Source organism: Actinoallomurus sp. NPDC052308, assembly GCF_040679195.1.
In the GTDB taxonomy this organism is placed as follows: Bacteria; Actinomycetota; Actinomycetes; order Streptosporangiales; family Streptosporangiaceae; genus Actinoallomurus; species Actinoallomurus liliacearum.
Genome location: NZ_JBFAUM010000013.1, coordinates 25,322 through 44,715, shown reverse-complemented (window position 1 = coordinate 44,715; position 19,394 = coordinate 25,322). Strand labels below are relative to the sequence as shown.

At 70.7% G+C, this 19,394-nt stretch carries 17 protein-coding genes and 1 tRNA gene; 5 read left to right on the top strand and 13 right to left on the bottom strand.

Annotation, left to right across the window (positions count from 1 at the left end):
* Positions 1-31: 31 nt before the first annotated feature.
* Positions 32-1,639, bottom strand: a complete 1,608-nt coding sequence (locus AB0L00_RS27035) for an ABC transporter substrate-binding protein (protein WP_364439657.1) — start codon at positions 1,637-1,639, stop codon at positions 32-34.
* Between the two features lie 142 nt (positions 1,640-1,781).
* Between AB0L00_RS27035 and AB0L00_RS27030 the strand changes: the two genes are divergently transcribed.
* Complete coding sequence (locus AB0L00_RS27030; protein ID WP_364439654.1) at positions 1,782-2,546, top strand: GntR family transcriptional regulator; 765 nt, start codon at positions 1,782-1,784, stop codon at positions 2,544-2,546.
* A gap of 15 nt (positions 2,547-2,561) precedes the next feature.
* Here the strand turns inward: AB0L00_RS27030 and AB0L00_RS27025 are convergent, their stop codons facing one another.
* Positions 2,562-3,134 carry a hypothetical protein gene (locus AB0L00_RS27025; protein ID WP_364439651.1) on the bottom strand — a complete coding sequence of 191 codons (573 nt, stop codon included), beginning with the start codon at positions 3,132-3,134 and terminating at the stop codon, positions 2,562-2,564.
* Between the two features lie 410 nt (positions 3,135-3,544).
* Between AB0L00_RS27025 and AB0L00_RS27020 the strand changes: the two genes are divergently transcribed.
* Positions 3,545-3,946 carry a hypothetical protein gene (locus AB0L00_RS27020; RefSeq protein WP_364439649.1) on the top strand — a complete coding sequence of 134 codons (402 nt, stop codon included), beginning with the start codon at positions 3,545-3,547 and terminating at the stop codon, positions 3,944-3,946.
* A 306-nt stretch (positions 3,947-4,252) separates the two neighbouring features.
* On the opposite strand, the gene AB0L00_RS27015 is transcribed toward AB0L00_RS27020, so the two are convergent.
* Together AB0L00_RS27015 and AB0L00_RS27010 are read right to left on the bottom strand one after the other, a co-directional pair.
* Entirely contained in the window at positions 4,253-4,915 is a 663-nt protein-coding gene (locus tag AB0L00_RS27015) for a response regulator transcription factor (protein WP_364439646.1), read from the bottom strand.
* Positions 4,912-6,222, bottom strand: a complete 1,311-nt coding sequence (locus AB0L00_RS27010) for a histidine kinase (RefSeq protein ID WP_364439643.1) — start codon at positions 6,220-6,222, stop codon at positions 4,912-4,914. Before AB0L00_RS27010 ends, AB0L00_RS27015 begins: the two co-directional genes overlap by 4 nt.
* Positions 6,223-6,457: 235 nt before the next feature.
* Between AB0L00_RS27010 and AB0L00_RS27005 the strand changes: the two genes are divergently transcribed.
* A complete protein-coding gene (locus AB0L00_RS27005) occupies positions 6,458-7,618 on the top strand; it encodes a Clp protease N-terminal domain-containing protein (RefSeq protein ID WP_364439641.1) in 1,161 nt (386 codons plus the stop codon).
* A gap of 179 nt (positions 7,619-7,797) precedes the next feature.
* Here the strand turns inward: AB0L00_RS27005 and AB0L00_RS27000 are convergent.
* A tRNA-Pro gene (locus AB0L00_RS27000) sits at positions 7,798-7,871 on the bottom strand.
* 243 nt (positions 7,872-8,114) lie between these two features.
* Here AB0L00_RS27000 and AB0L00_RS26995 point away from each other — a divergent pair.
* Positions 8,115-9,824: a PHP domain-containing protein gene (locus tag AB0L00_RS26995; protein WP_364439638.1), complete on the top strand. Its 1,710-nt coding sequence runs from the start codon at positions 8,115-8,117 to the stop codon at positions 9,822-9,824.
* The gene (locus AB0L00_RS26990) at positions 9,821-10,375 is read left to right on the top strand and encodes a hypothetical protein (protein ID WP_364439635.1); all 555 of its coding nucleotides are present in this window, start codon (positions 9,821-9,823) and stop codon (positions 10,373-10,375) included. Before AB0L00_RS26995 ends, AB0L00_RS26990 begins: the two co-directional genes overlap by 4 nt.
* A gap of 13 nt (positions 10,376-10,388) precedes the next feature.
* Here AB0L00_RS26990 and AB0L00_RS26985 read toward each other — a convergent pair whose 3' ends face one another.
* From AB0L00_RS26985 to iolC, 8 genes are read right to left on the bottom strand one after another with little or no spacing between them, the layout of a single operon-like run.
* Positions 10,389-11,549 (bottom strand): Gfo/Idh/MocA family oxidoreductase, encoded by a 1,161-nt coding sequence (locus tag AB0L00_RS26985; protein ID WP_364439632.1) that lies wholly within the window; start codon positions 11,547-11,549, stop codon positions 10,389-10,391.
* A 16-nt stretch (positions 11,550-11,565) separates the two neighbouring features.
* Positions 11,566-12,450 (bottom strand): ATP-binding cassette domain-containing protein, encoded by an 885-nt coding sequence (locus tag AB0L00_RS26980; protein ID WP_364439629.1) that lies wholly within the window; start codon positions 12,448-12,450, stop codon positions 11,566-11,568.
* Positions 12,447-13,502, bottom strand: a complete 1,056-nt coding sequence (locus AB0L00_RS26975) for an ABC transporter permease (RefSeq protein WP_364439626.1) — start codon at positions 13,500-13,502, stop codon at positions 12,447-12,449. Before AB0L00_RS26975 ends, AB0L00_RS26980 begins: the two co-directional genes overlap by 4 nt.
* A 28-nt stretch (positions 13,503-13,530) precedes the next feature.
* On the bottom strand, positions 13,531-14,523 hold the full coding sequence (locus AB0L00_RS26970) for a sugar ABC transporter substrate-binding protein (RefSeq protein WP_364439623.1): 993 nt from the start codon (positions 14,521-14,523) through the stop codon (positions 13,531-13,533).
* 15 nt (positions 14,524-14,538) lie between these two features.
* Entirely contained in the window at positions 14,539-16,419 is a 1,881-nt protein-coding gene (gene iolD, locus AB0L00_RS26965) for a 3D-(3,5/4)-trihydroxycyclohexane-1,2-dione acylhydrolase (decyclizing) (RefSeq protein WP_364439620.1), read from the bottom strand.
* Complete coding sequence (locus tag AB0L00_RS26960) at positions 16,416-17,351, bottom strand: 5-deoxy-glucuronate isomerase (RefSeq protein WP_364439617.1); 936 nt, start codon at positions 17,349-17,351, stop codon at positions 16,416-16,418. The genes iolD and AB0L00_RS26960 overlap by 4 nt, the downstream gene beginning before the upstream one ends.
* A 43-nt stretch (positions 17,352-17,394) precedes the next feature.
* A complete protein-coding gene (locus AB0L00_RS26955) occupies positions 17,395-18,285 on the bottom strand; it encodes an aldolase (protein WP_364439614.1) in 891 nt (296 codons plus the stop codon).
* Positions 18,282-19,241 carry a 5-dehydro-2-deoxygluconokinase gene (iolC, locus tag AB0L00_RS26950; protein ID WP_364439612.1) on the bottom strand — a complete coding sequence of 320 codons (960 nt, stop codon included), beginning with the start codon at positions 19,239-19,241 and terminating at the stop codon, positions 18,282-18,284. Before iolC ends, AB0L00_RS26955 begins: the two co-directional genes overlap by 4 nt.
* Between the last annotated feature and the right edge of the window lie 153 nt (positions 19,242-19,394).

Here is a 19,394-nt window from a genome sequence, read left to right as displayed (position 1 = left end):
AGGATTCGGATCGGGGTACGGAGGCGGGCGGTCAGAGGCGCTTGGCCTGCAGCAGGTTGACGCCGGGGTACGCCTGCGGGCGGACGCCGGTGAGCTTCTTGGGGTTCCACGCGGTCATCAGCTCGGTGTGCAGGACCGGGTAGAGCACGGCCTGCTCGGCGATGACGTCGAGGTACTGGTGCAGCAGCTCGAGCTTCTTGGCGGAGTCCGACTCCCGGGTCGCGCGGTCCATGAGCGCGAACAGCGCCTTGGCGTCCGAGCTCTTGTCCCACTTGGTGTACTTCATCCAGGTGCCGCCGGACGTGTAGTTGTAACGCAGGATCAGATCGGCGTCGAGGCCGAACTGGTTGGGGTTCGAGGCGGCCGCGACGACCTGGTAGCTCTGCGACTGGTCCATCTTCGTGAACAGCGCGCTGGTGTCCTGCGGCTCGAGCGAGGTCTTGACGCCGATGGCGTTCCAGGAGTTGGCGATCGTCGGCAGGCAGTCGGCGATCCAGCTCACGTTGACCGCCATCAGGTTGACCGACAGGTTCTTCACGCCCGCGGCGGAGAGCAGCGACTTGGCCTTGTCCGGGTTGTAGTCGTAGACCGTCTTGGCCGGGGCGTACGCCGGGTTCTCCTTGTTGAGGAAGCTGCTGGCGGGCGTGCCGTGGCCCTTGAGCGCCACGTCGATCATCTTCTTCGTGTCGATGGCGTAGAGCAGCGCCTGGCGTACCCGCACGTCGTCGAACGGCTTCTGGCCGGTGTTGAACATCAGGAACATGTGGTTCATGCCCTTGCCGCCCTCGACGGTCAGCCCCTGCTTGCGGAGCTGGTCGATGTTGGCGTACGGCACGTTGTCGGCGATCTGCGCCTCCGCGCTGCCACCGGAGATCTTCGCGACCCGGGCCGAGGCGTCCACGATCGACAGCCAGTTCATCTTCTTGATCGCCGGCTTGCGGGGGCCGTTGTAGTCGGCGAACGCCTCGAACATGGTGTTGGACTTCGGGTTGTGCGCGGTCATCTTGTACGGGCCCGAGCCGATCGCCTTGCCGTTCTTGGCGGCGTCCCAGGCGCCCGGCTGACCGAAGACGTGCTTCGGCATGATCTTGGCGATGGTCAGTCGCTGCAGCGCGTCCGGGAAGGGGAACTTGAAGACGAGCTCGACCGTGCTCTCGTCGACCTTGCGGACCTCCTTCAGCCACGTGGTGAAGAAGGAGGACACCAGGGTGGAGGGGTCCTGCACGCGGTCGAAGGTGAACAGCACGTCGTCCACGGTGACCGGCTGCCCGTCATGCCACTTGGCGCCCTGCCGCAGCGTGAACTTCCACGTCGTCGCCGAGGTGTCCGCGGGCAGTGCCGTGGCCAGCGCCGGGTACGGCGCGCGGGTGATCGGGTCGGTGTCGACCAGCCCCTCGTAGATGTGGTTGTTGCCGGCCATGGCGAACGCCGACGCGGTCATGGTCGGGTCCCAGGTCTGGTCGTTGCCGTAGCCGATGACCACGGTGGCGAGGTCCTTGTTGCCACCGGAGCCGGACGAGCCGGTCGAGGCGGGGCCACCGCACGCGGAGACCGTGGTGGAGAGGGCGGCCGCAGCGCTCATTATCCCGCTGTAGCGCAGGAAGTCGCGGCGGTTGAAGGCGGATCGCGGAGCGCTCACGGTGTCTCCCGGTGGTGGGCTCGTCAGGTAGGCACGGAATTTCGGAGGCAAAGGTGGGACGTCCCACGTCCCATCTCTGATAGCGTCGGAGACTAGAAGTCGGTTACGTTTCCCGTCAAGAGCAGATGACCAGGAGATGTCCGTGACATTGCACGACGGCCGCCCCCTCACCGGGCCCGGAAGGCCGACTCCTGCTCGAGGCCGCCGGCTGAGCCGGGCTTTCGAGGTGCAGGAGGCGGTCAAAGAGCTGATCGTCCGACGCGGGCTGGCCGCCGGCGACCCGATGCCGACCGAGTCCGAGCTGATGCAGGAGCTGGACATCGGCCGCAACTCGGTCCGGGAGGCCCTGAAGGCCCTTCAGGCCGTCGGCATCGTCGACATCCGCCACGGCTTCGGCATGTTCGTCGGGCAAATGTCGCTCAACGGCCTGGTCGACGAGCTGGCCTTTCACAGCCGCATCGGGCCGCAGGACGAGCAGAGCCACCTCGCCCACCTCACCGAGATCCGCGAGGTCCTGGAGAACGGCCTGGCCGCGCGCCTGATCGACCGGCACGGCGGCGCGAACCTCGTGGACCTGCTGACCCCCGCCCGCGAGGTGCTCGACCAGATGGACGCCGAGGCGCTCGTCGGCGCGGTCTCACCGGAGACCGACCGGCTCTTCCACGAGCTGCTCTACCGGCCGTTGGGCAATCCGCTGGTCGGCCGGCTCCTCGGCGCCTTCTGGCAGGTCTTCCACCAGCTCAGCGACGAGCTGGGCGCCCCCGACGAGACCCCGGCCTACGTCGCCCGCAAGCACCGCGACATCTATACCGCCGTGGTCGCCGAGGACCGGGCGGCCGTCGAGGCGGCGATGGTCGCGCACTTCGCGGGAATCCGCACCCGGCTCGCCCGCCTGCGCAGCGACTGAAGGAGAGGCGCGGCCTCAGGTGATCGTGAGGTGCGGGCTGGTCCAGTAGACGGCGTCCAGGTACGAGGAAGGCACTGCACCGCACACGGCGCTGGTGAGGTTGAGCGGGGCATGCGAGAACGTGACCTGGCCGGTGGAGTTGTTGTAGCTGCCGGTGATCGTCATGGTGAGGGCGGTCAGCACACAGTCCTTGAGCATCGACGGATCGACGATCGTCAGGCCGCCCGCGGGGATGCCGATCCGGACGCCGGTCGGGCCGGCGATGGCGGTGAGCTGCCACGTGCCGCTGGTGCTGACGGTCGCGGAGCCGCCGTAGACGTCTCCGCAGTTGCCGAAAGTGGGGTTCGGGCTGATCGTCACCGGTCCGTACCCGGACGGCGGTGTTGTGAACTGGATCGTCGAGATCGAGCAGGTGATGCTGAGGACGGCCCCAGGCGTCACTATGGAGATCTTCGCATTCGAGCTGGCCGCGATGACGGTGGTGTTGGCGGGGCTGACGCCGGCCGCGTAGGCGGTGCCGGCCGTCGTGGTGACGAGCGCGCCGGTGGCTACGGCGGTGATCGCGAGCTTGGTCCTGACGGAACTCATCGACTGACACCTTCCCTGTGTCGCTCAGGCTGGGAGCCGGTTGACCGTCCCCGGACGTCGCCGGGGACGGGCTTCCCTTCACGCGTGGTCAGAGACACGGCGCAGAGCCGGCACCCTGGGCACCATGATGCGGCGGGGAACATGGACGCCGATCCGGGAGAAGTCACAGAAAACAACGAGAAGTGTTGTGACGGTGTCCAAATGCCTTCGTCCCAAGCGTCTGTGGACCACCCGCCATCGGCGCGACTCCCTCACGACGGCGGCACCCGGCGCTGCGAACGAGGACTGTACGGACCCGAGGTGAGGGTTTGGTAGCCACGTGCGAGGCAGGTGGCTTTTCGTGTTCATCTAGTGACTCATGGTGGGCAGACCTCTCCTTGCAACACCGTGTCGAGCAAGAGAGGGATCCTATGAAGCTTCTCGTCCGGGCCGGGCTCACCGCGGCGGCAGCGGTCACCGTCGCCTCCGCATCCGCCTCCGCATCCGCCGCCGTCGGGACCGGGAACGCCCGCATGGCGGCCGGTACGCACACGGTCGCGGCAAACCCGAAGACGATCAAGCCGGCCGCGTACAACCAGGCGCGGAGCATCCTGGCCAACGCCGGAAGCCAGACGGCGGCCAAGTCGCACCCCATCCATGGGAAGGACGACGTCGCCGTCGGGTACGGAACCAGCCTGCTGGCCGCGGCGCGCGACGAATTCCGGCAGACCGACGCGGGCCTTCCCGCGAAGGACAAGAGGGCCGACATGTCGATTCCGCACTACAACGCGATCCACTCCGCCGCGAACGCGATGGGCATCGACCGGTGGTGACGCGGTAAGCGCCGACCCGGTCGGCCTTCACTGGAAGTCGGTGGCCGACCGGCCTCGTCGGCCATCGCACTACCGGCCTCGTCCGGCAGGTCCGTGATACGGCTGTGAGAAGGTCGCGACTCAGACGGTCACAGCGGGAATCCGGTGCTCTCCGCCCCCTCGAAGTAGGCCGAGGCCGGATCACCGCCGCGCATCATCGCTGCAACACCTGCTGCTCCGGCTCCCCGGTCGGGAGCCGCCCGTTCTCATTGCGCACATGGACGTCACTGCGGAAACCCCCGCTTCCTCGGGCGGAACCGTGTCGGCTCAGGGGCCCGCTGATAGGCCGGCGTCATGGGCCAGAATGGCGGCTTGGACTCGGTTGGTGCAGCCGACTTTGGTGAGGATGCGGCTGATGTGAGCCTTTGCGGTGCCTGTGCCCATGTGGAGTTGCTGGGCGATCTCCGCGTTCGACAGGCCGGCGGTGACCAGGCGGAGTACGTCGCGTTCGGTGTCGGTGAGCCGCTCGATTCGGCGTTTGGCCGGTTCGGCGTCCGCGGAGTCGGAAAGTAGGTGGCGTTCGATCAGCCGGCGGGTGATCTGGGGCGCCAGGATCGACTCGCCGGTGGCGGCCACGCGTACGGCTCGGATCAGTTCGGTGGGGCCGGTGTCCTTGAGTAGGAAGCCTACGGCGCCGGCTCGGAGGGCTTGGGCGACGTTGTGGTCGTCGCCGAAGGCGGTGAGCATGGCGATATTGGTCTTTGGGGATTCGCGAGCGATGCCCGGAATGGCCGCTAGGCCGCCGCCGGGCATATGGACATCCAGCAGGGCGACGTCGATTTCGTGTTCCCGGCAGGCTTGGACGGCGGAGGGGCCGTCGGGTACCTCGGCCACGACCTCGATGTCGTCGGCGTTGTCCAGGATGAGGTGGATACCGGCTCTCATGAGAGTTTCGTCATCGGCGATCAGGGTCCGGATCACCCGCGTCATTGTAGGGCTCGCATGATGATCACCATGGCCGTGCCGGCAGCGACCGGAACGAGTACCAGCAACCCGAGGCATCCGGCACCCAGGGCTCGGGGCAGCGTGAGCACTTCGTCATCGAGTGGCCTGGGCCGTTCGGGTACATCGCGCCGCACCGCGGGGTCGGGGAGCATGGGGACGGGCGGGCGGAGAGGGAGGTCGGCCGTGACCAGGAATCCGCCCTCGGGCGTGGGACCGGCGGTGAAGGCGCCGTGGAGCAGAGCGATCCGTTCGTCCAGGCCGACCAGTCCCTGGCGGGTGCCGGGGAGCCGTTGGGGCGTGCCCGGTACCGGGCCGTTGATCACGCGTACGCGGACGCGGCCGGCGTCGTTGGTGACTTCGATCCTGGTATGTGCTGTCCGGGCGTGCTTGTGCACATTGGTCAGGCCTTCGCGGACGACGCGGTGAAGGGCGTGGCGCGTCCGCGGGTCCGCGTCGTTGAGGTCCCCGCCGGACCACGCCAGGTCGACGTCGATACCGGCCCGTCGGGACTCGGTCACGAGATCGGCGATATCGGTTCGGGTTCCGCTGCGTTCGCTGGCGGTTTCGGCAGCACCCTCCATGGGGTCACGGAGAACCTCGAGGATCTCACGCAGTTCGGCCATCGCCGTCGCCGCCGTGGTGCGCAGAAGCTCGGCCTGGCCGCTCACCCGAGGGGCCTCTTGGGCGGCGGTGAGTTCCAGCGCTCCGGCGTGCATCGATATCAGGCTGAGCCGGTGTCCGAGCATGTCGTGCATTTCGGTGGCGATGCGTGCGCGTTCCTTCATACGCGCCTTTTCCCCGGTGAGCACCTGCGTCCGCTCCAGGTACTCGTTGCGTTCCCGCAGCAATCGGACCAGCGGACGGCGTCGTCCCATCAGGCTCCCGGCCCACGCCGGTAGCAGGAGGAGAAGTGCGGCGCTCAGCGCGTAACCGGCGAGCGTCTCGCCAAGTCCGTCCGAGGCGGTCGTCTCCGCCACCACGCTGAGGGGAAGGCCGGCACCCACGGTTGCCAGCACCATCGGCCAAAGGCGCCGGGCGGGACTGATGCGCCGTGCCGTCGAGTACGCGATCAGGGGCAGGACCGCCAACGCCCCGATATCGGTGCCGGCGATCACCGGCACCGTGGCCGGCAGCGCTCCGGCCGGCCAGCGCTTGCGGGCGGGAACCAACAGTGCCGCCCAGAACGCGCTCGCCGCGGTGGCGGTCACGTGGCGCGGCGACGGCGGTGACATCCAGAGCGGCAAGAATCCGATGGCGAGCGCCATCAGGAACATCGCCAGTTCGCCGACCACCACATGAGGCGCCGCAGAGCGTACGGCGGCCCGCGCTTGTTCCGCCTCACGGGCGACGGCCATGCGGAGGGAGCGAGCCCGTTCGACCAGCGGAGAAATCTGCGGACACCTCACCTTCGGCCGTGAACATAGCTCATTGAACGCCGATCGGCTCGCTCATCGTGGCCGATCGGCCATAAAGTCCGGATGATCGGCAGATGTCCCGGCACAAGGCGCGTTCCTAGGCTCCATCGTGATGATCAACGAAGGGGACCGCATGATGAACGCATCGAGCACCGGTACCACCGATGCCTCCCGCGAGGTCGTGGAGTCGCTGGCCCGGGCGTATGAGAAAGCCACCCAGACCGGCCAGACCGGCCAGACCGTGGGAACCCAGCATCTGCTCTTCGCGCTGCTCAAGGGCGAATCCGCGGCAGCGGATCTGTTGTCTCGCAGCAACGGCGGGCTGAGGGCGGTCATCTCGGCCAAGGACGACACGGTCTGGCTGAGCGGGGACGATGACAGGAACGACCCGCCGGCCGCGCCCGCGGTCACGGCGCTGTTGCACGAGGCCGAATGGGTGGCTCGCCGGACGGCGAAGCCGCGTGACAAGTCGGCGTCGCCGGAGAGCCAGCCCATGCTGCCCAGCGGAGCGCTGGTCACCGCGCTTGGTCAGATGCTCGTGTCCGCTCACGACCTCGGCGTCACCTGGGCGAACGAGACCCACATGCTCATGGGGCTGCTGCACGATCCCGGTAACCGAGCAAGTGAGGCACTGCTCGAGCGGCGGCTGGATCGGGACGAACTCAGAGCCAGGCTCGCCGTGCATCCGAGCGCGCACCAGAACGGCGAACCGAACATGCGCAGCGTCGACGGGCTGTGCAACCTGGGCATGCTCGACAAACCCGCGGGCAGAGGGTGGGGAGGCCGCATCGGCAGGCTGCTCACCAGCGGTGGCTTCGGGTCGCCTGTCGTGCCCACGGTGCGCATGGAAGCCAAGCGCCAGACCATCCGGCTCGGACATTCCCGCGTGACCACCGCGCATCTGCTACTCGCCATGCTCGTCGTGGACGACCAGCTCACCACCGCCGGCCGCCGGTTCCGCGACGGGGTGGCCCAGGTCAACATGGGTGCTGAGCTGCTGCGTACCCGAGGAGCCACATCATCCGCCGCGTTCAACGCGGTCGCCGACCTGATCCGGCCGGGCGACCGGCCGCAGGCAGGTTCACTCGCCCTGGAAAGCAGCGCCGAGAAGGCGTTGACCCGCGCACGCCTGCTCGCCCATGAGCGCAAGAGCCCGTCCACCGGCACCACGCACCTGCTGGCCGCGGTGCTGGCGGACCCCGACGACCCGTGCCACTCGCTACTGTCCGCCATAGGTGTGGACGTCGAGGAACTTCGCCAGGCACTCGGGTGACCATTCCCGATCCGAAGTCATACCGAAGCGGCGAAGGCTTCAGCGCCGACTCGCGGAGATTCACAAGATCAGCTAGTCATGTGAGACGTTGCGCGACGAATGGCCCCGGAAAGCAGTCAGGGCCCCTCTCACCGAAGTGATCCAGGGCCCTGACCTGCAGCTGAGCTAGCCGCACTGTGTCGGGACGGCGGGATTTGAACCCACGATCTTCTGACCCCCAGTCAGACGCCTTACCAAGCTAGGCCACGTCCCGGTGCCCGCCGCGAGCGAGCGGAACAACTCTAGCGCAGACCGCGACCGCTTCGCGCATCGCGAGCCGCCGTCCGGACGATCACACCTCGACCCACGCCACGGCGGGTCACCCGCCGGGTCAGTCATCCGCCAAGGGTAAAACAATGGCAAAGCGGATGCCTCGCATTCGGGCACCGTTCATCGGCCCACGTCAGGGTGCGTCCCGTAGCCGATCACCGAGGTCGGCGGGACGCGAGGGGCTGACATGGGCCACGGACACCACCACCATCACGATCACCACGATGGGGAGCCAGCCGAGCTTCCGCCGCTGCTGGACACCTCGATCCCGGACAAGGAACTGTCGCCGTCGGAGGTCTCCCGGCGGAACCTGCTGCGCGGCGCGGGCGTCCTCGGGGCCGGCGCGGCCGCCACCGGCGTCCTGGGCTCGCCGGCCGCCGCCGCGGCCACGCCGGCGAAGGCCGCCCAGGTCGTGTCGTCGTCGCACCAGCCGCGGGGCGGCTACCTGTGGCTGGCCGGCGACCACCACATCCACACGCGGTACAGCTCCGACGCCATGTACCGGGTGATCGACCACGTCCGGCACGCGAACGCGTTCGGGCTGGACTGGATGGTCATCACCGACCACGGCAGCGCCCAGCACGCGAAGATCGGCGTGGAGAAGGTCAACCCCGACATCGTCACGGCCCGGTCCCAGATCAAGGACACCCTGGTCTTCCAGGGGCTGGAGTGGAACATCCCGGCCGCCGAGCACGGCACGGTCTTCGTCCACCCGGGCAAGAACGAGGTCGCCGTGCTGAAGGAGTTCGAGAACTCTTTCGACGGCGTGGTCAAGAACGCGACCGCCGGCACGTCCGCCAACGAGGCGCTCGCGATCGCCGGGGTGAACTTCCTGGCCGACGCGGTACGCCGCCGCGAGATCGGTGACGCCCTCTTCCTGGCGAACCACCCCGCCCGCAAGGGCATCGACTCCCCGCACGAGATCCGTGGCTGGCGGGACGCGCAACCGACCATCGCGGTCGGCATGGAGGGCGCGCCGGGTCACCAGGCCGCGGGCCTCCCCAAGCCGAACGGCCCCGGCTCGGCGCGCGGCCTGTACGACAACAGCCCGAGCGCGGACTCCTTCGCCGGCTACCCGCTGGAGAGCTACCGCACCTACGGCGGCTTCGACTGGATGACCGCGACCGTCGGCGGGCTCTGGGACAGCCTGCTCGCCGAGGGCAAGCCCTGGTGGATCACCGCGAACTCCGACTCACACAACGTCTACGCCGACACCGCCACCCGCGGGCCGAACAGCGACTTCAACACCAACGGCTACTACAACGACCCGGTCTACGGCGGCGCCGTCAACCTCACCAACACCGACTTCTGGCCGGGCTACTACAGCCGCACTCACGTTGGCGCCACGTCGTTCTCGTACGCGGCGGTGATGCAGGCGCTGCGGGAGGGCCGCGTCTGGGTCGACCACGGCGGGCTGATCAGCGGCCTGGACGTACGGGTGCGCGTCGCGGGAAGCGGGCAGCGAGGTGTCCCGCTCGGCGGCGTGCTGCACATCCGCGACGGCAGCCGGGTCGAGCTCACGGTCACCGTCGACCTGGCCGGACGGCCGAACTGGGCGCAGTTCGTGCCGACCCTCGCCCGGGTGGACGTCATCCAGGGCGACGTGACCGGCCCGGCGTCGGACAAGGACACCTTCGTCGCGCCGAACACGAAGGTCGTCAAGTCCTACGAGGTCGGCAAGAACACCGGCTCGGTGACGTTCGTCCACTCGCTGGGCGCCGTCGACAGGCCCGTGTACCTGCGGCTGCGCGGCACCGACGGGAACCGCGGCGCGGTCGGCCTGCGCGGCGCCGCCGTCGACCCGCACGGACCGGCGATCGACGCGCTCGGCGACGCCGACCCGTGGAAGGACCTGTGGTTCTACACGAACCCGATCTGGGTGCTCCCCCGGCGATGACGAGCGTCATCATCGTGGGCGCCAGCGACGGATCGCCCACGCTGGCGGCGGCCGAACACCTCCTTCACCGGCTGTTCGAGGAGTTCGGCCGCCCGGCCGGCGCCATCGGCTGCACCCACCTGGTGCGGCGGGGCCGGCCGCACGTCGCGGTCTCCCTCACCGTCGCCGCCGTACCGGAACAGGTCCCGGCCGAACTCGGCCTCGCCTGCGAAGGGCACCGCCGAGGTCCGGCCGAGCTCGCCGAGGCGGCCGCCGAGGCCGCCCGTGAACACGCCGAGCGGTCCGCCGGTCGTGCCGTCGTCTTTCCCGGGGCCGAGACCCTCACCGGATCGCTGAGCGTCCGGGACGTGCTGACCGCCTCGGCCATCGACGAGGTGGTCGTGCTCGGCGGCGGCCGGCCCGATCCGGCGGAGCGCCTCGACACCCGCGGCCACATCCGGCCCGAGTGGCGTGCGGGCCTGCTCACCCTGGCCGCCATGCCCGGCGGGAAGAACGTGCTGGTCCCCTTCGAGGTGGCCGACCCCACACCGTGCTGCGCCGATCACGCGTGACGTTCCGCAGAGATCACAGCTCGACCCAGGCGGACGCCGCCGCAGACCGCGCCATCGCGTCCAGGACCTCGGCGCTCCGTACGGCGTCCTCCAGGGTCGGGCCGTGCGGAACTCCCTCGTCGATGCTCCGCAGGAACGCGGCGGCCTCGATGACCTTGGTGTCGTCGTAGCTCATCGCGATGCCGGCGCCGGGCTGGAATCGCGCGTACTCGCCGTCCCCGGGGCCCGCGGACACGGTCGCCGCGGGCTGGTTCTGGTAGTCCCCGCCCGCGACGACCGTCAGTTCGCCGGCGTGCCGGAAGTCCCAGCCGACCAGCCCCTCGCTCCCCTGCACGACGAAGCCGTAGGTGTTCTGCGCTCCCACCTCGGTGCGCCCCGCCTCGAAGGTGACCCGGACCTCGCCGCGCGTCCGCAGCAGGGCGCAGACGTAGTCCTCGTTCTCCACCGCGCCGGTCGGCTCGCCGGGGGTGTCCACGACCGCGTAGTGGCTGCCGCCGGGCGCCGCGAGGGGGCGCCGGGGCAGGAAGACGGCGGTGTCGGCGACGAGCCGTTCGACGTCGCCGAGGAGGAACCGTACGAGGTCGACGCCATGGGAGCCGAGGTCCCCGAGCGCGCCCGAGCCGCCCTGCGCCCGCAGGAACCGCCAGGTGAGCGCGCCGGCGGGGTGCGCGGCGTAGTCGGTGAGGAAGGTGACGCGAGCGTGGGTGGGCGTTCCGATGGCGCCGCCGGCGATCAGGCGCCGGGCGCGGGCGACGGCGGGCAGGTTCCGGTAGTTGAACCCGACGGTCGCCTGGAGGCCCGCCCGGGCCACGGCCTCGGCCGCCGCGCGGGCGTCGTCGACGGTGAGGCCGACCGGTTTCTCGATCCACAGGTGCTTGCCCGCCCGGGCCGCCGCCACCGCGATCTCCCGGTGGTACGCGTTCGGCGCGGTGACGCTGACCGCCTCGATCTCGGGGTCCTTCAGCAGGGCCGCCCAGTCCGCGTGCACGCGCTCCGGGGCGTACCGGGCGGCGAAGTCCTCGGCCTGGGCCGGGACGGTGTCGGCCACGGCGACCAGGCGCGCCCGGATCTTCAGGTCCGGATAGTGGTGCGGCAGCCGGGCGTACGCGCGGGCGTGCACGTGCCCCATCCACCCGGCGCCGATGACCCCGACGCCCAGTACCCGTTCCCGCAATGTTCCTCCGTACGGTTCAGGAGCCCGGCGGCTCGGGCGGCGCGGCCCGGCCCGACAGCTCGGCGACCTCCTGCTCGAGCTCCTCGGCGACGCGGCCGAGGTCGGCATCGGCCGCTCCTTCGAGCTCGTGGCTGAGCTGTTCGAGTTCCTCGCCGCCGGCCATCAGGGTCGTCAGGCGTTCGCGGGTGATCTCGTCCTTGTCGTACGTGCCGAGCGGGCGCCCCCGGTTCAGCAGCAGGAACCGGTCGCCGACCGGGTACGCGTGGTGCGGGTTGTGGGTGATGAACACGACGCCGAGTCCCCGCGCCTTGGCCCGCATGATGTAGCGGAGCACGACGCCCGCCTGCTTGACGCCGAGCGCGGCGGTGGGCTCGTCGAGGATGAGCACCTTCGCTCCGAAGTAGACGGCGCGGGCGATGGCGACGCACTGGCGTTCGCCGCCCGACAGGGTGCCGATCGGCTGGTCGACGTCGCGCAGGTCGATGCCCATGTTGTGCAGCTCGGTGCGTGTGGTCTCGCGCATGAACCGGATGTCGAGCCGGCTGAGCGGGCCGACGCCCTTGCGGACCTCCGAGCCGAGGAAGAAGTTGCGCCAGACCGGCATCAGCGGGACGACGGCGAGGTCCTGGTACACGGTCGCGATGCCGCGTTCGAGGGCCTCGCGCGGGGACGCGAGGCGTACGGGCTCACCCTCGACCTCGTAGGTGCCGGCGTCGGCCTGGTGCATCCCGGAGATGATCTTGATGAGGGTGGACTTGCCGGCGCCGTTGTCGCCCAGCACGCAGATCACCTCGCCCGCGTCGACCTCCAGCGACACGCCGGTCAGCGCGATGATCGTGCCATACCGCTTCTCGCAGTCGGTGAGCCGCACCAGCGGCGTCCGCGTGGCCGTTCCACTCATCGTGATGCCTCCGTTCGCCGGCGGACCCAGAGGTTGAGGAGGGTGGCGCCGAGCAGCATCGCGCCGAGGAAGAACTTGAACCAGTCGGCATTCCAGCCCGCGTACACGATGCCCTGGGTGGTCATCCCGAAGATGAACGCGCCGGTGGCGGTGCCGATGGCCGAGCCGTACCCGCCGGTGAGCAGGCACCCGCCGATGACCGCCGCGATGATGTACAGGAACTCGTTGCCGACGCCCTCGCCGGACTGGACGGTGGTGAACGAGAACAGCAGGTTCATGCCGGTGAACCAGGCCAGGAACCCGACGGCCATGAACAGGCCGATCTTCACCCGCCGGACCGGGACGCCGACCGCCCGCGCGCTGGACTCCGCTCCCCCGACCGCGAAGATCCAGTTACCGACCCGCGTCCGCAGCAGCACCCAGGTGGCGAGCGCGGTGAACAGCAGCCACCACACCACGCTGATCCGCAGGGACAGGCCGCCGATCCGCCACTCGGCGGCGAAGACCCTCTGCGCCGCCCCGAAGCCGTCCATATCCGAGATGTCGGGGCTGGCGACGTTGCCGGTGATCACCTTGGTGATGGCCAGGTTCAGGCCCTGCAGCATGAGGAACGTCGCCAGCGTCACGAGGAAGCTCGGGATCCCGGTCTTCATGACGAGGTAGCCGTTCAGCGCGCCGACGCCCAGCGCCAGCAGCAGCCCCACCGCGACCCCGGCCCACAGGTTCAGCGTGAGCTGGAAGCTCAGCATCGAGGCGACCAGCGCCGAACTCGTCACGGCCACGCCCGCCGACAGGTCGAACTCCCCGCCGATCATCAGCAGCGCCACCGCGACCGCCGGGATGCCGATCGTCGAGCTGGCGTACAGGATCGTCGCCAGGGCGTCGAGCCCGCGGAACGGCGGGGCCACGGCGAAGAAGAACACGTAGATGACGACCGCGCCGGCCAGCGAGCCGGCCTCGGGCCGCGCCAGCAGCCGGGCGAGCGGCGACCACCGGGTGAGCCGCTCGTCCGGCGCGGACGGCGGGGCCGCCGCGTCCACGGCCTGACTCATCGGAACCTCCAGGGCTGGGGCGCCACCGCTAGCGGGTGCCGCGCGAGGCGTACTGGGCGACCGCGGCGACGTTGGTCTTGTCGACGAAGTACGGGCCGGTCGGCGTCGCCTGGCCGCCGCCGAGGACGTTGCCGTTGGTCTTGTAGAGCCACAGCGAGTCGACCGCGAGGTAGCCCTGCAGGTACGGCTGCTGGTCGACGGCCCACTCGACGGTGCCGTCCTGGACGGCCTTGACCATGGCCGGGTTCATGTCGAACGCCGCGATCTTGGCCGGGCTGCCCGCGTCCTTGACCGACTGCAACGCCGTGAGGGCGAACGGCGCGCCCAGCGCGACGACCCGGTCGATGCTCTTGTCCTGCTTGAGCTTGGCGGCGATGGTGGACCGCACGGATGGCATGTTCGTCCCTTGGACGTAGACCTTGTCGGTCTTGCCGGAGAACGTCTTGGCCAGCCCGCCGCAGCGCGCCTCGAGCGAGACCGAGCCCTGCTCGTGCAGGACGCACAGGACGTGCTTGGCCCCCTCGGTGCTCAGCCGCTTGCCCGCGCTCTCCCCCGCGAGGCTCTCGTCGGAGCCGAAGAACTCCAGCGCGCCGACCTTCTGCCAGGCGTCCACGCCGGCGTTCAGCACGACGACCGGGATCCCGCCGCCGGAGGCCTTCCTGACGGTGCCGGCCATCGCGTCGGGGTGCGAGAGGGTCACCGCGATGCCGTCGACCTTGCTGTCGATGGCGTTCTGCACCAGCGTGGCCTGCTTGTCGCCGTCCGGGTCGTTGGAGTAGACGAGCTGCACGTTGTCCTTGGCCGCGGCGGCCTCGGCGCCCTTGCGGACGATGTCCCAGAACGTGTCGCCGGGCGCCTGGTGCGTGACCATGGCGATCTTCATACGGGGGGTGTTCGCCTTCCCGGCGCCGGTGTCGTTCGCCGACTCCTGTGCCTTCTTGCCGCCGTGGCTGCTGCACGCGGTCAGGGCGAGGGCGAGACCGGCCAGGAGGATGCCGGCCCGTCTACCTGTCTGCAACATCGCGTCTCTCCGTCCTCACTGTGTCGGGCCGAGGTGGGGGCGTTGCGCGGCCTTGGCGGCCTCGTACTCGGCCCGGGCCTTGCGGGTGCTGTCGAGCGCGGAGACCTCGGCCACCGGAACGTCCCACCAGGCGTCCGAGGAGGGCGCGGGCGCCAGCGGGTCGGTCTCGACGTGGACGACGGTCGTGACCTCCGCGTCCCGCGCGCGTTCGAGCGCGGAGCGGAACTCCGCCACGGTCGTCGCGCGCAGCACGTCCGCGCCGAGGCTCGCGGCGTTCGCCGCGAGGTCGACGGGGAGGAGTTCGCCATCGAACAGGCCGGTCTCCGGGTTCCGGTAGCGGTAGCTCGTGCCGAACCGCTGGGACCCCAGCGACTCCGACAGCGCGCCGATGGAGGCGAAGCCGTGGTTCTGGACGAGCACGATCGTGAGCTTGATCCGCTCGGCGACCGCCGTGACGATCTCCTGGGCCATCATCAGGTACGACCCGTCGCCGACGAGGACGAACACCTCCCGGTCGGGGTCGGCCATCTTGATCCCCAGCCCGCCGGCGATCTCATAACCCATGCAGGAGTAGCCGTACTCGACGTGGTACTGGCGCGGGTCCCGGGCCCGCCAGAGCCGGTGCAGGTCGCCGGGCATGCTGCCGGCGGCGTTCACCACGACGTCTCGGGGGCGGGCGATCTCGTTCACCGCGCCGAGGATCTCGGTCTGCGCCGGCAGCGGCCCGTGCCCGAGGTGGTAGGCCCGGTCGACGACCCGCCGCCAGTCCTCGGCGAGCCGCCGCGCCCGGTCGGCGTACGCGGTGTCGACGCGGTGGCCCGCGAGGGCGTCCGTGAGCGCCCGCAGCCCGGCCCGCGCGTCGGCGACCAGGGAGACGGCGGAGTGCTTCGCGGCGTCGAACGACGCGACGTTCAGGTTGACGAACCGTACGTCCGGGTGGGCGAAGACGGTACGGGACGCGGTGGTGAAGTCGCTGTAGCGGGTGCCGACGCCCAGGACGACGTCGGCCTCGCGGGCGAGGGCGTTCGCGGCCGGCGTGCCCGTGGCGCCGACGCCGCCGACCGCGCACGGGTGGTCCCACGGCAGCGAGCCCTTGCCCGCCTGCGTCTCGGCGACCGGGATCCCGGTGGCGTCGGCGAACGCGAGCAGGTCACCGGCGGCGTCGGAGTAGGTCACGCCGCCGCCCGCCACGACCAGCGGCCGTTCGGCCCCGCGCAGTGCTTCGACCGCCCGCTCCAGCTGGGCGGGCTCGGGAACCGGCCGGGGCACGCGCCACACCCGCCGGGCGAACAGCTCCTCCGGCCAGTCGTACGCCTCGGCCTGCACGTCCTGCGGCAGCGCGAGCGTGACCGCGCCGGTCTCGGCCGGGTCGGTGAGCACCCGCATCGCGGCGAGCAGCGCGGCCGGGAGCTGCTCCGGGCGGTTGATCCGGTCCCAGTACCGCGACACCGGCCGGAACGCGTCGTTGACCGACACGTCGCCGGACCGGGGGTCCTCGAGCTGCTGCAGCACCGGGTCGGCGACGCGGGTGGCGAAGACGTCGCCGGGCAGCAGCAGCACCGGGATCCGGTTGACGGTGGCCAGGGCAGCGCCCGTCACCATGTTGGTCGCGCCCGGTCCGATCGAGGACGTGCACGCGAACGTGGCGAGCCGATCGCGCATGCGGGCGTAGCCGACGGCGGCGTGCACCATCGCCTGCTCGTTGCGGGCCATGTGGTATGGCAGCTCGGCCTCGCCCGTATGGTGCGCCTCCAGCAGGGCCTGCCCGAGGCCCGCGACGTTGCCGTGCCCGAAGATCCCGAAGCAGCCCGCGAAGAACCGCCGCTCCACGCCGTCCCGCTCCGACCACTGGGCGGCCAGGAACCGGACGATCGCCTGTCCTACGGTGAGCCTCATCTCTCCCTCTCGATCGTCGACGTGAGGGGAAGCCGGGGGTCGATCTCCTGGCCCTGCCACGTGTCGCGCACCCAGGCGTGGGCGGGGTCGTCGCAGATCCGCCACGCGCGCTCCGGCGAGGGACCGGCCATCACGTTGAGGTAGTACAGGTCGTAGCCGGGCACCGCCATCGACGGGCCGTGCCAGCCGTGCGGGATCAGCACCGTGTCGCCGGTCCGCACCTCTTCGAGCACGTCGATCGGCCGGTCGGCGGTCCCGTACACCCGCTGGTACCCCATCGCGGCCGGCCGAGTCTCCCCCGACCAACCCGCCCCGACCGACTGCGTCTCACCCGACCGACCTGCCCCGGCCGACCTCCCGGCGGCGGCGGCGTCCACCTCGAAGTAGTAGATCTCCTCCAGCACGCTCTCGCCGGGGCGGTCCTCGTCGTGCTTGTGCGGCGGGTAGGACGACCAGTTGCCGCCGGGCGTGATCACCTCGCAGGCGATCAGCTTGTCGGCCTCGAACGCCTCCGGCGTGCAGAAGTTGTTCACCTGCCGCGACGCCTGCCCCGCCCCGCGCAGCTCGACCGGCACGTCCTCGGCCGGGCCGTACCGCGCGGTGAGGCGGTTCTCGCACCGGGCGGCGGGCAGCGCGAACCGGCCGCGCCCGGTCACCGTCACCGTGGCGTCGCGCGGCACGTAGGCGAAGTCGGTGACCCGGGAGAAGACGTCCCGCCGCCCCCGCAGCTCGAACGTCTCGCCGTCGCAGGAGACGCGGCACGACCCGGACAGCGGCAGCACGAGCGTCTCGTACGGGCCGGTGTCGAAGGTGTGCGCGCCGTCGAGTTCGAGGACCCGCAGCGCGGAGTACGTCCAGCCGGCGGCCTCCGGGGTGACCTCCAGGGTGTACGGCCGGGCGCCGGTGCCGCCTGCGGGCAGGTAGTGCTTCATCCCAGGCCCTCCACGGCCGTGTCGACGGTGGGCAGGTGATGCTTCATCCGAGAACCTCCACGGCCGCGTCGACGGCGCCGGCGACGTCGTCGCCGGCTGGGTACAGCAGGCTGCGGCCGACGATCAGGCCCTTCACGGTCGGCAGCCGCAGGGCGCGCGCCCAGCCGGCCAGCGCGGCGTCGAGGTCGTCGGGCACCTCGCCGCCGAGCAGGAGCGCGGGCAGCGTCGAGGCGGCCATCACGCGCTCCATGTCGTCGACGACCGGGACCTTGAGCCAGGTGTACGCCGACGTCGTCCCGAGCCCCGACGCGATCGCGATCGCCCGGGTCACGGCCTCGGGCGTCAGGACGTTGCGCACCCGGCCGTCGGCCCGGTGCGACACGAACGGCTCGACCATCGCCATCAGCCGGCCGGCGGCCAGCTCCGAGACGGCCCGCGCACAGGACTCCAGCGTGCGGACGGTCGCGGGGTCGGCCTCGTCGATGCGCAGCAGCATCTTGCCGCCGTCGAGGCCCTGGTCGGCGATGGCGCGCGCGTCGTACGCCGTGAACCGGTCGTCGATCTCGAACGCCGACCCGGCCAGGCCGCCGCGGTTCATCGAGCCGAGCACGACCTTCTCGTCGAGCACGCCCAGCAGCAGGAGGTCCTCGATGACGTCCGGAGTGCCGAGCACGCCGTCGACGCCGGGACGGCTGAGCGCGAGGCAGAGGCGTTCGAGCAGGTCCCACCGGTCGGCCATGGCCAGCGGCCGGTCGCCCGCGCCGAGGGACCCGCGCGCCGGGTGGTCGGCGGCCACGATCATGAGGCGGCCGTTCGGGCCGAGCGGCGAACCGCGCCGTACGCGCCGCGCCGCCGCCTCGGCGACCGCCTCCGGCCGCGCGGCCCGGATCTCGGTCAGCGCCGCGAGCCGCTCGGTGAACGCTTCGGTGATCACTCGCCGCCCTCCATGAGCCCTTCGACCTCGGCGGTGGTCGGCATCGCGGGCGAGCAGGCGAGGCGGGAGGCGACGATCGCGCCCGCGACGTTCGCGAAGCGTACGGTCCGCTCGACGTCCCAGCCCGCGAGCAGGCCGTGGCACAGCGCCCCGCCGAACGCGTCGCCGGCGCCCAGCCCGTTGACGACCTCCACCTCGACCGGCGGCACCTCGACCACCCTCATCCGTCCCGACGCGGAACGGGTCGCCGCCAGCACGCCCTTCGGCCCGCGCTTGACGATCGCCAGCCGCACGCCGCGGGCCAGTAGCGCCTCGGCGGCCGCGTACGGCTCCCGCTCCCCCACGGCGACCGCGCACTCCTCGGCGTTCCCGACCGCGACGGTCACGTGCTCCAGCGCCTCGCCGATCCGGCCGCCCGCCTCCTCCGGCGACGGCCAGAACATCGGCCGGTAGTCCAGGTCGAGCACGGTGTCCCGCCGCCGGGAGCGGGCGGCCAGCGCGGCGAGCGTCGCCGTACGGCTCGGCTCCTCGCACAGGCCCGTGACGGTGGCCCAGAACACCCTGGCCGCGCGGATCGACGGCAGGTCCAGCTCGTCGGCCTGGATCTGCAGGTCAGGGGCCTTGGGATACCGGTAGAAGTACAGCGGGAAGTCGTCCGGCGGGAAGATCTCACAGAACGCCAGCGGCGTGGGCAGCCCGGGGACGGCCGTGACGAACCGGTCGTCCACGCCGTACTCCCGCAGCGCGGTGTGGACGTACCGGCCGAACGGGTCCGCGCCGGTCCGGGTGATCACCGCGGTGCGGTGGCCGTGCCGCGCCGCCGCGACCGCCACGTTGGTGGGACTGCCGCCGAGGTATTTGCCGAACGTCTCGACGTCCTCCAGACGGACGCCCACCTGCAGGGGGTAGACGTCCACGCTGACCCGGCCCATCGTGATCAGATCGTGCGGACTCACGGAGCGGATCCACCTCCGGCACGCCGGCGTTTCGACGGTGCGCGGTTCGTTCACCGGCGATCCCAGCCTCGGCAGGGATTGAGCGGCTGTCAAGGGTTTGTCCTGACATCAGGAACTATTAGCGTGGAGGGGGACCCAGTCTTCGGAGGGGAT

Excerpts from the sequence above, each read along its gene's own strand:
- AB0L00_RS26980 (WP_364439629.1), bottom strand. The coding sequence starts at position 12,450 with ATGAGTGGAACGGCCACGCGGACGCCGCTGGTGCGGCTCACCGACTGC.
- AB0L00_RS27025 (WP_364439651.1), bottom strand. The coding sequence starts at position 3,134 with ATGAGTTCCGTCAGGACCAAGCTCGCGATCACCGCCGTAGCCACCGGC.
- iolD (WP_364439620.1), bottom strand. The coding sequence starts at position 16,419 with ATGAGGCTCACCGTAGGACAGGCGATCGTCCGGTTCCTGGCCGCCCAG.
- AB0L00_RS27005 (WP_364439641.1), top strand. The coding sequence starts at position 6,458 with ATGATCAACGAAGGGGACCGCATGATGAACGCATCGAGCACCGGTACC.
- AB0L00_RS26960 (WP_364439617.1), bottom strand. The coding sequence starts at position 17,351 with ATGAAGCACTACCTGCCCGCAGGCGGCACCGGCGCCCGGCCGTACACC.
- AB0L00_RS26990 (WP_364439635.1), top strand. The coding sequence starts at position 9,821 with ATGACGAGCGTCATCATCGTGGGCGCCAGCGACGGATCGCCCACGCTG.
- AB0L00_RS26970 (WP_364439623.1), bottom strand. The coding sequence starts at position 14,523 with ATGTTGCAGACAGGTAGACGGGCCGGCATCCTCCTGGCCGGTCTCGCC.
- AB0L00_RS27020 (WP_364439649.1), top strand. The coding sequence starts at position 3,545 with ATGAAGCTTCTCGTCCGGGCCGGGCTCACCGCGGCGGCAGCGGTCACC.
- AB0L00_RS26975 (WP_364439626.1), bottom strand. The coding sequence starts at position 13,502 with ATGAGTCAGGCCGTGGACGCGGCGGCCCCGCCGTCCGCGCCGGACGAG.
- AB0L00_RS26995 (WP_364439638.1), top strand. The coding sequence starts at position 8,115 with ATGGGCCACGGACACCACCACCATCACGATCACCACGATGGGGAGCCA.
- AB0L00_RS27015 (WP_364439646.1), bottom strand. The coding sequence starts at position 4,915 with ATGACGCGGGTGATCCGGACCCTGATCGCCGATGACGAAACTCTCATG.